The organism is Rhizobium sp. SRI_017 (genome assembly GCF_057586295.1).
The window spans coordinates 311,185-323,528 of the sequence record NZ_JBYCZP010000006.1 but is presented as its reverse complement, the minus strand read 5'-3'; the positions used below and the strand labels follow the sequence as shown (position 1 = coordinate 323,528).

Here is a 12,344-nt window from a genome sequence, read left to right as displayed (position 1 = left end):
TCTGCCGCACGGGTCCTATGTCAGCAAGCTCACGAAGTGGTCGCGCACGGCTTCAAGTACTGAATCCGGACAGTCCGGCTCCTTCACGAAGAACCAGAACTCTCCGTACGGATTGTGGATGTTGAAATCATTCTGCCGGTAGCGGAAATCGATCCACGATTCCGTCACGCCGTCGAGAAACCCGACCAGCTCTGCACCGGCCAATGTCTTCAAGTGTGCGACCGCGGTGTCCGCGCTGACCGACTGAAGCAAGGACAAAAAGAGCCGGCTCCCGTCGGCCATGCGCTGGTCAATGATCGGATGCTCGCCCACCAACCTCCGTCAAATCCTCGCCGTCAGCAGCTTGAGCCCGGCCGCAGCAAAGAACACACCAACGAAGGCGTCGATATACCGCCGCGCATGCGTATATCCCCGCCGTACCGGCCCGGTCGAGAACAGGATGGCGAGGCCAACGAAACTCGTGCAGCCGATCAGCAGGCAACCGGCGATGAAGAAGGCGATAACGGAGGTCGGCGCACCCGGTGGCAAGCCGAGCGACAGCATCGAGAGCCAGGCGAGGATCGCCTTGGGATTGGTCAGATGCAGCATCAGCCCCTTGAAATAGAGCTGGCGGCGGGTGAGTTCCTTGTTGGCGAGCGCCGCAAGATGCAGCGCATTGGGCGTCATCGCCGACTTGAAGGACTTCCAGGCCAGCCAGAGCAGATAGAGGCCACCGACTATCTTGAGAATGGTGAGCAGGCCGGCATAGGCGGTGAGGATCGCGGCCAGACCCAGCGAGGTCAGACAGGCCCAGATGAAGGAGCCCGTGTAAACGCCCAGTGCGAGCGACACACCGGCCGCACGGCCCGACGTCATGGACGTCGCGGCGAGCGCCAGGGTGGCGGGACCAGGGCTGACGACCGCGATGAAATAGGCCGTCCAGGCAATGGCAAGATAGGGCAGGTATTCATGGATCGGCATGGCGGCCTCGCGCGCAACTGATGCCGAGAGGATAGCTGAGCCTTCGATAAGGAAAAGAGATTTTTGTTGAAGACCCCATCAGCGGAATCGATCGGAACACGCCAAAACGAAAGCCGCCGGGATTGCTCCCGGCGGCTCGCATTTCCAGATGCATGCAGGCGGATCAGGCAGCCAGGTCGCGCAGAACCTGCTGCAAAATCCCGCCATTGTGGAAGTAGTCGATCTCGTCGAGCGTATCGATGCGGCAGATGATCGGGATGTCCTTCACCGTACCGTCGCCATAGGTCACATGCGCAACCGTCTTCTGGCGCGGCTTGATCGTAGCCAGCCCCTCGATCGTCACCACTTCGTCGCCCTTCAAGTTAAGCGACTGCCAGCTCGAGCCTTCCTCGAAGACGAAGGGCACCACGCCCATGCCGACGAGGTTGGAGCGGTGGATACGCTCGAAGGACTGCGCGATCACGGCGCGGACGCCGAGCAGGTTGGTGCCCTTGGCCGCCCAGTCGCGCGACGAGCCGTTGCCATATTCGACGCCGGCGAAGATGACGAGCGGAACGCCCTCTTCCTTGTATTCCATGGCGGCGTCGTAGATCGACATCTCTTCCTTCGACGGATAGTGGATCGTGTAGCCACCTTCCTTGCCGTTCGGTCCGAGCATGTGGTTGCGGATGCGGATATTGGCGAAGGTGCCGCGCATCATCACTTCATGGTTGCCGCGGCGCGTGCCGTACTGGTTGAAGTCCGCGACCGGGACCCCATGGCCGATCAGGTAGCTGCCGGCGGGCGAGGCTGCCTTGATCGAACCGGCCGGCGAGATGTGGTCGGTGGTGATCTTGTCGCCGAAGAGGCCGAGCACGCGGGCGCCCTTGATGTCGGTGACGCCGATCGCTGCCTTCTTCATGCCGACGAAGTAAGGCGGGTTCTGCACATAGGTCGAGTTGTCGTCCCAGGCATAGGTCTTGCCTTCGGGAATCTTGACGTCCTGCCAGTTGGCGTCGCCCTTGAACACGTCGGCATATTTCGAGGCATAGAGCTCGCGGGTCACATATTTCATGATGAATTCCTGGATCTCCTTCGAGGAGGGCCAGATATCCTTCAGATAGACAGGGTTCCCCTGCTGGTCATCGCCGATCGGCTCCTTGGTCAGGTCGATCTGCACCGAGCCGGCCAGCGCATAGGCGACGACGAGCGGCGGGGAAGCCAGATAGTTGGCCTGTACGTCGGGTGAGACGCGGCCTTCGAAGTTGCGGTTGCCCGAGAGCACGCCGGCGGCGATCAGGCCCTTGTCGTTGATCGTCTTGGAGATCGGCGCCGGCAGCGGGCCGGAATTGCCGATGCAGGTGGTGCAGCCGAAGCCGACGAGGTTGAAGCCGAGCGCGTCGAGCGAATCCTGCAGGCCGGACTTGCCGAGATATTCTGCCACGACCTGGCTTCCCGGTGCGAGCGAGGTCTTGACCCACGGCTTGGACTTCAGGCCCTTGGCGACCGCGTTGCGGGCGAGCAGGCCGGCAGCGATCAGCACAGACGGGTTGGAGGTGTTCGTGCAGGAGGTGATGGCGGCAATCGCCACATCGCCATGGCCGAGATCGTAGTCGGTGCCTTCGACTTCGTAGCGGGTCGTCAGCTGGCCGGGCTTCTTGTAGTCGTTCTCGAGCGCCTGGGCGAAGTTCGGCGCAATGGTTTCGAGCGCGAGGCGGCCTTCGGGACGCTTCGGGCCGGCCATGGACGGTACCACTTCGCCGAGATCGAGTTCGAGTGTGTCGGTGAAGACGAGTTCGGAGCCGTCGCTGTCGCGCCACATGCCCTGCGCCTTGGAATAGGCTTCGACCAGCGCGATGCGGTCCGTCTCGCGGCCGGACATGGTGAGATAGTTGATGGTCTCTCCATCAACAGGGAAGAAGCCGCAGGTCGCGCCGTATTCCGGACCCATATTGCCGATCGTCGCACGGTCGGCGAGCGACATGCTCTCAAGGCCGGGGCCGAAGAATTCGACGAATTTGGAAACGACGCCCTTCTTGCGCAGCATCTGCACGACCGTCAGAACGAGGTCGGTGGCGGTGACGCCCTCCTTGACAGCACCTGTGAGCTTGAAGCCGATGACTTCGGGCAGCAGCATGGAGACCGGCTGGCCGAGCATCGCCGCTTCCGCTTCGATACCGCCGACGCCCCAGCCGAGCACGCCGAGGCCGTTGATCATGGTGGTGTGCGAATCGGTGCCAACGCAGGTGTCGGGATAGGCGGTGGTTTCGCCGTCCTCGTCCTTCGTCCAGACGGTCTGGCCGAGATATTCGAGATTCACCTGATGACAGATGCCGGTGCCGGGGGGCACGACGCGGAAGTTCTCAAATGCCTGCTGGCCCCATTTGAGGAAGCGGTAGCGCTCGCCGTTGCGCTCATATTCGAGCTCGACATTGCGGGCGAGTGCGGTGGGCGTGCCGAATTCGTCGACGATGACGGAATGGTCGATGACGAGGTCGACCGGCACCAGCGGGTTGATTTTTTCGGGATCGCCGCCGAGCGACACCATCGCGTCGCGCATTGCAGCGAGGTCGACGACGGCGGGAACGCCGGTGAAGTCCTGCATCAGCACGCGAGCGGGACGATAGGCGATTTCATACTCAGTCAAGCCCTTGTTGACGAGCCAGGCGGCGACCGCCTCGATGTCTTCCTTGGTGACGGATCGTCCATCCTCGTTGCGCAGCAGGTTTTCCAAGAGCACCTTCATCGAAAAGGGTAGCTTGGAAACGCCGGCGAGGCCGTTGGCCTCGGCCTTGGGCAGGCTGTAATAAACATATTCCTTGCCGTTCACGGAAAGCGTGCTGCGGCAATTGAAACTGTCTGTTGATTTGGACATCTAATAACCCGTCTCGTCTGATCAGCTTTGAACTGACGTGCGAACGCCCGGCGCCATGAGGCGCTTAGTGGGATGCGGGTGCAACCATTTCCGCTGTCCGCACGTGGAATGCTCCCCGCAATTCCAGGTTCGGCGCTAGGATGATATTCACGCCGGCTGCTGGCGTGGTTGAAGTTGGTATAGATAATTTCTAAACAAGTCGCCATACAGACTTAAGCCCAAGCGACATTTTTTTGCGTTGCGGCGATAATGCTGCCGGAGGCGACGCTTGACGGTAATTGACGTGACCAACCTTGCGGCCCGGCGCGGCGACGATCGGATATTTTCCGGCATCGGTTTTGCGCTGCAAGATGGCGAATCACTGGTGCTGACCGGCCGAAACGGAACAGGCAAGTCGACGCTGATCCGGGTGATCGCGGGATTGCTTCCAGCAGACGCCGGCAGTGTGAAGGTGACGGTCAACGGCACGGATATCCCCCGCGCCGCCGAGGCGATGCACTATCTCGGCCATCGCAATGCGATGAAGCGGGAACTCTCTGTCGAGGAGAACCTCGCCTTCTGGAAGTCCTTCATGGGCGACTTCGCCGGTGGCACGGGACTCGGCGTTGAGGCTGCCTCCCGGGAACTCGGCCTCGTCGAACTGCTGCATCTGCCTTTCGGCTATCTGTCGGCCGGCCAACAGCGGCGCATGGCGATGGCCAAGCTGCTCGTCGCGTGGCGGCCGGTCTGGCTCCTCGACGAACCGACAGCGGCGCTGGACCGGCAATCGGACGCGCTGTTTGGGCGAATTATGAAAGAGTATCTGGCGCGCGGCGGAATCATCGTCGCGGCAACGCATCAGGAGCTTGGGCTCGAGGGTGCGAAGCGGCTGGAGATGAAGGGGTTCGAGTATCACGGAGAGATTGCATGATAGTCGTGCGAGCGAAAGTCGCCTTCCCATTCCTGTTGGGACTTGCGCTGAACCCCTCACCAAGCGCGCCCAGGAACTCGACTTCGTCTCGTTCGGGCTTGCTATCCTCTCCCGCAAGGGGAGAGGTAAGGTGCGACAAGCGTCGTCCGCGCTTGTGGAGAGCCAGTGCCCCGAGTCTACCACTCCCCTTGCGGGAGAGGATACGCAGGCCGGGTGAGCAAAGCGAGCCCTTGGCCGAAGTTGGTGAGGGGTTCAGCGACCTCTCGTTCCCCGGTAGCCTTCAGGGCCGGGCGGCCGTGACCTCCCGCGGAGGCCACCCTCAATGACCGCCCTCTTCCTCCGTGACCTCAAACTCGCCTTCCGCGCCGGCGGCGGCACGCTCACGGCCATCCTGTTCTTCATGACCGTCGTTGCCATCATCCCCTTCGGCGTCGGCCCGGACCTCAACCTGCTCTCCCGCATCGGACCCGCTATCCTCTGGACTGGCGCGCTGCTCGCCTCGCTGCTCGGCCTCGACCGCCTTTTCCAGGCCGAACGCGAGGATGGCTCGCTCGATCTCCTGATGATGCAGGAAACGCCGCTGACGCTGGTCGTCCTCGTCAAATGCGGGGCGCATTGGACCGCAAGCGTGCTGCCATTGGTCATCGCCTCGCCTTTGCTCAGCCTCTTCATGAACATGAATGAGACCGCGATCGGCGCGCTGGCACTAACCTTGCTCGCTGGATCGCCCGCTATCACCTTCATCGGCGCGGCCGGCGCCGCTGTCGCCGTCTCGTTGCCGCGCGGTGGGTTGCTGGTCTCGATCCTCGTGCTCCCGCTCACCGTTCCGGTTCTGATCTTCGGTGTCTCGGCCGTCTATGCCGCGGTCGAAGACCCGGCCCCATTCCTGCCGCCCTTCCTTGCTCTCTTGGCGCTCAGCCTGTTCTTCGCGGTGATCGGCCCTTTCGCCGCGAGCCTTGCACTGCGCGCCTCCGCGGAATGACCGGAAAGTGAGTGCAGGCTTGACCCGGATCAATTGCGACCCCGTGGCAAACAGGATATTGAACCTGACATGACCGACGCCACCGCAACCCAGTCCCGGTTTGCCTCGCTTGCCAATCCGACACGCTTCATCGCGCTGTCAGGAGTCGTGCTGCCATGGCTTGCGGGCCTCACCGCTCTCTGTTTCGCCATCGGCATCTATCTGAGCTTCACCACCGAGGGCGACTACCAGCAGGGCGAGACGGTGCGTATCATGTATGTGCATGTGCCGGCGGCATGGCTCGCGATGATGTGCTATTCGATCATGGCAATCGCCGCGCTCGGCACGCTGGTCTGGCGCCATCCGCTCGCCGACGTCGCGGCAAAATCCGCAGCCCCGCTCGGCGCCGCCTTCACCTTCCTGGCACTCGTCACCGGCTCGCTCTGGGGCAAGCCCATGTGGGGCACATGGTGGGTGTGGGATGCGCGGCTGACCTCGGTCTTCATCCTATTCCTGATGTATCTCGGCCTCATCGCGTTTAACCGCGCCATGGACGACCCCGGTCGCGCCGCACGCGTCAGCGCCGTGATGATCCTCGTCGGCTTCGTCAATATCCCGATCATCAAGTTCTCCGTTGAGTGGTGGAACACGCTGCACCAGCCCGCCGCTGTCATGCGCCTGGACGGCCCGACCATCGATCCCGAATTTCTCCGGCCGCTGCTGGTCATGGCAATCGCGTTTACGCTGCTGTTCTTCACGCTGCATCTGATGGCCATGCGCAACGAAATCTGGCGCCGCCGCATCGCGGTCATGCGCCGTCATGCAGCGCGCGCCGCGCAGGCGGGGGAATGATGGTGGACACAAGCCACGCCTTCTATGTCTACTCCGCCTGGGGCATCGGCGCAGTGATGCTCATCGCCGTCACGGCCTATACATGGTTCGAGAGCGCCCGGCTGAAGCGCGAACTTGCACGCCTCGAAGCCCAGGGCATCCGGCGGCGCTCGGCATCCGCCACCGGAGAGCAGGCGTGAGCGAAGCCGCAAGTCCCTCGAAAGCGCGCCGCTTCCTCGTCGCCGCGATCCCACTCATTGTTTTCGGTGCGCTTGCCGGCATCTTCCTCATGCAGCTCATGTCCGGCCGCGACATCAGCGTCATCCCGTCGGCCCTGATCGACAAGCCCGCGCCGGCACTGGCCCTTGCCCCGCTCGAAGGCGCCATCCGCGCGGGCCAGCCTGTCCCGGCGCTCGATACTGCCGCGATCAAGGGCAAGCTCACGCTGGTCAATGTCTGGGCCTCCTGGTGCGTCCCTTGCCGCCAGGAACACCCGATCATTCTCGGTCTCGCGCAGGACCCGCGCATCAACGTCGTCGGCATCAATTACAAGGACAAGAACGATGCCGCGCTGGCCTTCCTGGGCGAACTCGGCAACCCCTTCCGCGCTATCGGCGTCGATCCCAAGGGCACCGCCGCCATCGACTGGGGCGTCTACGGCATCCCCGAATCCTTCCTCGTCGGCGAGGATGGTACGATTCTCTACAAGCACGTGGGTCCGTTTACGGATGATGCGGTGAAGAACAAGCTGATGCCGAAGATCGAGGAAGCGCTGGACCGGGCGAAGAGTTAGTATCATTTGTTGAGACGAATCTATTGACTCCAACAGGTATCAATTTATGATACCAATCTAGGAGACTTGATGATCCGATCGCATAAGAATTCCGTGACTGAGGCAATCGCGTCTGGGAAGGCGCCAATGGGATTTCCCTCCAATATTGTGCGATCTGCTCAACGCAAGCTTTCCATGATCCAGGAAGCCGACCACCTCGAAGACCTGCTCGCTCCTCCTGGAAACCGACTTGAAGCATTGAAGGGCGATCGAAAGGGTCAGCATTCAATCCGCATCAACGATCAATGGCGCGTTTGCTTCATATGGTTCGAAGGCGGTGCCGAGCAAGTCGAGATCGTTGACTACCCCGAATGACCGAAGGAGCTTGTGATGAAACTGAGCGATATGCTGCCCCCAATCCATCCAGGGGAAATTCTCCGGGAGGAATTTCTTAGCCCCCTCGAGATGACACCCTATGCCCTCGCCAAGCACCTTCATGTGCCCCGTACGCGTGTTGAGCGGATCGTCGCAGAGAAGATCGGCATCAGTGCCGATACTGCGCTCCGCCTCGGCAAATTCTTCAAGACAACCCCACAGTTCTGGCTGAACATGCAGACGAGCTACGACCTGAAGATCCAGTCCGCAGCCATGAAGAAGGAGCTTGCAGAAATCAAGGAGCTTGCGCTGCCGCCTAACGCCGCCCCAGCGACATGATCTTGTCGCGGATCTTCTTCGCCACGCTGCGGGTGTTCTGATAGAGGTGCAACTGCGTGCCGACCTGGCGGACTTCGCGGTCGGAATTCGGCTTGAGGCCGATGATCAGCGTGCCCATGGTCTCACGTTCCTGCCAGAGCCGGCTCATGATCGGGTGATCGGATGTGGCGCAGGAATCGGTGCGAATGATATTGGCGTCGTCGAGATGCCAGTCTGTGAGCTGGGCGGTCAGCAGTTTGCCGGGCGAATAGCGGGCGTATTCCTCGTCGAAGGCCGTCTTCCAGGTATAGGCCTCGCCATTCATGATCAGCACGATCATCGAGGCGATCGCCTTGCCGTCGAGGTCGATCGTGTGGATGCGGGCGGCGTCGATCTCGGCGAGATTGTTGACGGCTTCGCGGGCGAAGGCGGCGCGCAGGCGATCTGACAGCATGGCCGTGCGCTTCTTGCCCTTCCAGCCGCTCGCCTCGAGCAGCAGGAATTCCTCCATCCGCATGCGGATATCCTTGGGCTGGCGCGCCACTTCATAGGTCGCCGCGCCGAGCTTCGCGAGATGCCCCCATTGGCGGCGCATCTCGCGCATATGCGAGGACTTGATCGAATCCCGGAGATAGGTATCGCCGTCCTTGAGGCTGTCCAGCATCGGCCGAACCTGCTCGTTGGTGACATCGATGGGCAGGTTGCGCGACATGGCGATGGCGCGCGCCATCTGGGCGAAAGGCCCGTTGAGCCGCAGGTCCGGCAGGACCAGCACCGACGGAAGACGCATTTCCTCGCGCCCCAACGCTTCGAGGAAATGATCCATGATCTCGCCTGCACCTTCGGCATCGACAAGCGGCGTGCCGAGCGGACCGAAGGGATTGGCCCAGGCGCGAATGATCGGCGCGCCGATGGCAAAGCCCGGACGTTCGATCGAGAAGGGAACCAACAGCCTCAACCGGCTATGGGTATCGGATTCGTCACGGATGATCGCCAGGCGGATTTCGCGATCCTCGAGGCGCGGCATGGCCGGCGCCAGGAAACGGCTGGTGAAGAAGACATTCGGCTCCATCGCCCGGTTCGACAGGAAGTCCAGTTCGTCCTGGAGGTCGTATCCGGTTTGCGCGGGATAGATCGAAAGTACGCGGTCCGGCTTGCCGACCGCAGTCGAGGCGACCGCGGCAGGCCGCTGGCGGCTCGTACCGATCTCGCCATGCGCGAGCTGCATCGAGGCATGGAAGGCTTCTTCGTGGAGTGTCGGGGACGGCGACATGGTCAGGCTTCCTCGAGACGGGCGCGCGGGACAGGACGCGCGAATGCAAACAGCGTAATGCCGAGGCGGCGGCGGACGGCGACATGGAGCAGGATCGCCTCGACCAGCATGGCAAGCGCTGCGGCATAAGCAGCACCCTGGATGCCGTAGAGCGGGATCAGCGCCACGTTGAGGCCGATATTCGCGGCGAGCGCCACGACATAAAGTTTGACGCAGAGCGCCTGCTCGCCGGCCATGGTGAGCAAGACTTCGCCGGGCCCGACGGATGCCTTGCACATGATGCCGAAAAACAGGATCACCATGACCCCGTAGCCTGCCGTAAAGCCCTCGCCGAACATGCCGAGCAGGAAGTCGCCGAGCAGGAGTGCCACGAGGCCGACAAACAGGCTCGGCCAGAACACCCAGCGCACGCTCTGGCCGGAAAACTTCGCCAGCCCATCGCGATCATCATTGGCATAGAGCGCTGAGAAATGCGGCGCCGTGGCGGCCTTGACCGAGAAATAGACGAACTGCACCAGCGCCATGGTCTTGGATGCCGCAAAATAGACTGCGACCTCGGCCGGCGCGAGGAACAGGCCCGTCACCACGGTATCCGAATTGGTGAGCAGGAAGATGAAGCCTTCGATGAAGAAGATCGGCACGGCGACTTTGAACCACGGTCCAAATTCGACACGGGCCGGACCCTTCTCGAAGCGGCGACGGAGCCGGCGGGTGATGTTGAAGAACTGACCGATCGTCGTGATATAGGCCGCCGCGAGACTCGCGACCAGTGCCGTCTCTGCCGTCTTGGCGGCGCCCATCCAGACAGCAGCGAGCATGAAGACCAGGATCAGCGTCGGCCGGATGATATAGGTCGGCGAGAGCGCAACGATCGCCCAGGAATTGGCGCGCGCCGTGCCTTCCATCGTGTCGCCGAGCGCGATCATCGGCAGGATGAACAGCGCGATGAACAGCGGCATCACATAGTAGGGTTCGATCATCCCGCTGAAGAAGTGCAGCGCGACGACGCCGACCGCGAGCACGCCAGTCGAAGAAAAGAGCGCAAAGATTCGCGCTGTCGCCGTGAGCCCACGGATGCGCTCGACATCGTTGATCGCCTCGAACTGCGGCAGGAAGCGGATCTGGGCGGAATGGAAGCCGAGGCAGGAGAAATTGCCGATGAGGATGACCAGCACCCAGACGAAAACGAATATGCCATATTCGTGCTGGCCCATCATCCGGGCCATGATGACCTGCGAGACGAAGGCAATGGCTGCCGACACGACGCGGATCATGAAGGCGATCAGCGCGTTGCGGCTTGCCCGTCCGTCTCCCTCGCTCGAAGAGAGCAGTCCATAGGCCCTTCCGAGCAGGCCTTTCAGCCTGCTCGAACCGGTATCCGGCAAGTCCTTTCCGGATGCCTGGAGAAGGGCCATTGGACGCAATACTCGATATGTGTGACGCGGTACGAACGTCCTAGGTTCTCACATATCAAGGTTAAGAAACGGTTCGGTCGCCGCCCTAAAAACCGGATCGCGGCCCATAAAATTCGAACTGGCTTATTTAGTGCTGGTCTTCTGGAAAGACCGGCAGTGGCGCAATCTCGATGCCCTCTTCGGTGAGAGCCTGCGCCTCGTCCGGTGAGGCCTGACCAATGATGCCGCGCGCCTCGGTCTCGCCGTAGTGGATCTTGCGCGCCTCTTCCGGAAAACGCTCGCCGACATCGTCAGCATTGGCGCGAATTTCCTTCACCGCGTCCTTTATCTTGGTGATCATGTCCCGGCGCATATTGTCCATGGCGACAGCCTGCGTCCGGTCCTTCTGCCGGCCGGTCGTGACATTCGGAGCCATCAGCAGTTTCGAGACTCTCTTGGATTCGCAGTAGGGACAGGTGACCAGCCCCTTTTCCTGCTGGCGATCGAAGTCACCGCTCGAGGCGAACCAGCCTTCGAAGCCATGCTCATTTTCACATTGCAAGGAGTAATGGATCAACGCATCACGCTACGGCAGCCCGGATGGGTGCGGCTTCCTTCACTTGAAATTCCCTGGCATTGCGGAGATTGGGGATCTTGCGGCGCGCCGCCGCGACCGCGGCGATATCGAGATCTGCGGTGATCACAGCTTCACCCGTCCCATCGGCAGAGGCGAGTACCCGCCCCCAGGGATCGATGATCATCGAATGGCCGAAGGTTTCGCGGCCATCCTCATGCAGACCCGCCTGTGCCGCGGCGATCACGAAGGCGCCGTTCTCGATCGCCCGTGCCCGGAGCAACACCTCCCAATGCGCCTCGCCCGTCTGGCGGGTAAAGGCGGCGGGAAGCGTCATGATCTCGGCACCAGCCAGCGCTTCCGCCCGGAAAAGCTGTGGAAAACGCACGTCATAGCAGATGGCGAAGCCCATGCGGCCGAAGGGCAGGTCCGTCACCCGCGCCTCTTCACCGGGGCGATAGGTCGCGCTTTCGCGCCAGCTCTCGCCATTGTCGAGATCGACGTCGAACATATGGATCTTGTCGTAACGGGTCACCAGAAGACCATCGGGTCCAAACAGCAGGCCGCGATTGGCAACCTTGCCGTCATCGAGCTGGATCGCGGTGGAGCCGACATGAACATGGATGCCGAGTTCGCGCGCCAGCGACGACGCCCTGGCCGCGACGAGATCGGTACTCTCGGGCCTGAGGATTGCGCGCAGCCCGGCCTTGTCGCGCATCAGCGCGCCGGTCATTTCCGGCGTCTGGACATAGATCGCGCCCGCGGCATGCGCCTCGCGCACCAGCTTGTCCATGCTGGCGACGTTCCGCTCGACACTCATGCTGGAGCACATCTGGACGGCTGCGACTTTCACCATGGTCATGCCGCCACCAGAAGAGGATCGAGCTTGCCGGCCCGGTCGAGTGCGTGGATATCGTCGCAACCGCCGACATGCTGGCCGTTGATGAAGATCTGCGGGAAGGTCGTACGGCCATGCGCCTTGTCGATCATCTCGGCGCGAATCTCGGGCTTGCCGGTCGCGTCATGCTCGACATAGTCCACGCCCTTCTTCTCGAGTAGCGCCTTGGCCGCCGAGCAGTAGCCGCAATATTGCCGCGTATAGATCACGACAGATGCCATTTC

Annotated in this window: 15 protein-coding genes; 7 read left to right on the top strand and 8 right to left on the bottom strand. The window is 61.9% G+C overall.

Features of this window, described 5'->3' with window-relative positions:
- Positions 1–15: 15 nt before the first annotated feature.
- The 3 genes from AC2YI2_RS16430 to acnA form a co-directional block, all read right to left on the bottom strand.
- Positions 16–312, bottom strand: coding sequence for a hypothetical protein (locus tag AC2YI2_RS16430; protein ID WP_487387557.1), 297 nt, complete (start codon positions 310–312; stop codon positions 16–18).
- Positions 313–321: 9 nt separating this feature from the next.
- The gene (locus AC2YI2_RS16425; protein WP_487387556.1) at positions 322–960 is read right to left on the bottom strand and encodes a LysE family translocator; all 639 of its coding nucleotides are present in this window, start codon (positions 958–960) and stop codon (positions 322–324) included.
- Between the two features lie 163 nt (positions 961–1,123).
- Positions 1,124–3,814 carry an aconitate hydratase AcnA gene (gene acnA / locus AC2YI2_RS16420; protein ID WP_487387555.1) on the bottom strand — a complete coding sequence of 897 codons (2,691 nt, stop codon included), beginning with the start codon at positions 3,812–3,814 and terminating at the stop codon, positions 1,124–1,126.
- A 277-nt stretch (positions 3,815–4,091) separates the two neighbouring features.
- Here acnA and ccmA point away from each other — a divergent pair, with 277 nt between their 5' ends.
- The 7 genes from ccmA to AC2YI2_RS16385 all read left to right on the top strand — a co-directional run bounded on the left by ccmA (position 4,092) and on the right by AC2YI2_RS16385 (position 8,002).
- Positions 4,092–4,724, top strand: coding sequence for a heme ABC exporter ATP-binding protein CcmA (ccmA, locus tag AC2YI2_RS16415; RefSeq protein WP_487387594.1), 633 nt, complete (start codon positions 4,092–4,094; stop codon positions 4,722–4,724).
- Positions 4,725–5,046: 322 nt separating this feature from the next.
- Complete coding sequence (gene ccmB / locus AC2YI2_RS16410) at positions 5,047–5,706, top strand: heme exporter protein CcmB (RefSeq protein ID WP_487387554.1); 660 nt, start codon at positions 5,047–5,049, stop codon at positions 5,704–5,706.
- 69 nt (positions 5,707–5,775) lie between these two features.
- Positions 5,776–6,537, top strand: a complete 762-nt coding sequence (locus AC2YI2_RS16405) for a heme ABC transporter permease (protein WP_487387553.1) — start codon at positions 5,776–5,778, stop codon at positions 6,535–6,537.
- Positions 6,534–6,716: a heme exporter protein CcmD gene (ccmD, locus tag AC2YI2_RS16400; protein WP_487387552.1), complete on the top strand. Its 183-nt coding sequence runs from the start codon at positions 6,534–6,536 to the stop codon at positions 6,714–6,716. The genes AC2YI2_RS16405 and ccmD overlap by 4 nt, the downstream gene beginning before the upstream one ends.
- The gene (locus tag AC2YI2_RS16395; protein WP_487387551.1) at positions 6,713–7,309 is read left to right on the top strand and encodes a DsbE family thiol:disulfide interchange protein; all 597 of its coding nucleotides are present in this window, start codon (positions 6,713–6,715) and stop codon (positions 7,307–7,309) included. The genes ccmD and AC2YI2_RS16395 overlap by 4 nt, the downstream gene beginning before the upstream one ends.
- 69 nt (positions 7,310–7,378) lie before the next feature.
- Entirely contained in the window at positions 7,379–7,663 is a 285-nt protein-coding gene (locus tag AC2YI2_RS16390) for a type II toxin-antitoxin system RelE/ParE family toxin (protein ID WP_487387593.1), read from the top strand.
- A gap of 15 nt (positions 7,664–7,678) precedes the next feature.
- The gene (locus AC2YI2_RS16385) at positions 7,679–8,002 is read left to right on the top strand and encodes a HigA family addiction module antitoxin (RefSeq protein ID WP_487387550.1); all 324 of its coding nucleotides are present in this window, start codon (positions 7,679–7,681) and stop codon (positions 8,000–8,002) included.
- On the opposite strand, the gene AC2YI2_RS16380 is transcribed toward AC2YI2_RS16385, so the two are convergent.
- The 5 genes from AC2YI2_RS16380 to grxC form a co-directional block, all read right to left on the bottom strand.
- Positions 7,980–9,209, bottom strand: coding sequence for a GNAT family N-acetyltransferase (locus tag AC2YI2_RS16380; protein WP_487387592.1), 1,230 nt, complete (start codon positions 9,207–9,209; stop codon positions 7,980–7,982). The two genes, AC2YI2_RS16385 and AC2YI2_RS16380, sit on opposite strands and share 23 nt — an antisense overlap.
- A 47-nt stretch (positions 9,210–9,256) precedes the next feature.
- Entirely contained in the window at positions 9,257–10,669 is a 1,413-nt protein-coding gene (locus tag AC2YI2_RS16375; protein ID WP_487387549.1) for an oligosaccharide flippase family protein, read from the bottom strand.
- A gap of 127 nt (positions 10,670–10,796) precedes the next feature.
- Positions 10,797–11,225: a DUF1178 family protein gene (locus AC2YI2_RS16370; protein WP_487387548.1), complete on the bottom strand. Its 429-nt coding sequence runs from the start codon at positions 11,223–11,225 to the stop codon at positions 10,797–10,799.
- A gap of 4 nt (positions 11,226–11,229) precedes the next feature.
- On the bottom strand, positions 11,230–12,078 hold the full coding sequence (locus AC2YI2_RS16365; protein WP_487387591.1) for a carbon-nitrogen hydrolase family protein: 849 nt from the start codon (positions 12,076–12,078) through the stop codon (positions 11,230–11,232).
- Between the two features lie 2 nt (positions 12,079–12,080).
- On the bottom strand, positions 12,081–12,341 hold the full coding sequence (gene grxC, locus AC2YI2_RS16360; protein WP_487387547.1) for a glutaredoxin 3: 261 nt from the start codon (positions 12,339–12,341) through the stop codon (positions 12,081–12,083).
- Between the last annotated feature and the right edge of the window lie 3 nt (positions 12,342–12,344).

Bases quoted from the DNA above. Each gene is read 5' to 3' on its own strand.
- grxC (WP_487387547.1), bottom strand. From the start codon at position 12,341: ATGGCATCTGTCGTGATCTATACGCGGCAATATTGCGGCTACTGCTCG.
- AC2YI2_RS16375 (WP_487387549.1), bottom strand. From the start codon at position 10,669: ATGGCCCTTCTCCAGGCATCCGGAAAGGACTTGCCGGATACCGGTTCG.
- AC2YI2_RS16425 (WP_487387556.1), bottom strand. From the start codon at position 960: ATGCCGATCCATGAATACCTGCCCTATCTTGCCATTGCCTGGACGGCC.
- acnA (WP_487387555.1), bottom strand. From the start codon at position 3,814: ATGTCCAAATCAACAGACAGTTTCAATTGCCGCAGCACGCTTTCCGTG.
- AC2YI2_RS16380 (WP_487387592.1), bottom strand. From the start codon at position 9,209: ATGCAGCTCGCGCATGGCGAGATCGGTACGAGCCGCCAGCGGCCTGCC.
- ccmB (WP_487387554.1), top strand. From the start codon at position 5,047: ATGACCGCCCTCTTCCTCCGTGACCTCAAACTCGCCTTCCGCGCCGGC.
- AC2YI2_RS16385 (WP_487387550.1), top strand. From the start codon at position 7,679: ATGAAACTGAGCGATATGCTGCCCCCAATCCATCCAGGGGAAATTCTC.
- AC2YI2_RS16405 (WP_487387553.1), top strand. From the start codon at position 5,776: ATGACCGACGCCACCGCAACCCAGTCCCGGTTTGCCTCGCTTGCCAAT.
- ccmD (WP_487387552.1), top strand. From the start codon at position 6,534: ATGATGGTGGACACAAGCCACGCCTTCTATGTCTACTCCGCCTGGGGC.
- AC2YI2_RS16390 (WP_487387593.1), top strand. From the start codon at position 7,379: ATGATCCGATCGCATAAGAATTCCGTGACTGAGGCAATCGCGTCTGGG.
- AC2YI2_RS16365 (WP_487387591.1), bottom strand. From the start codon at position 12,078: ATGGTGAAAGTCGCAGCCGTCCAGATGTGCTCCAGCATGAGTGTCGAG.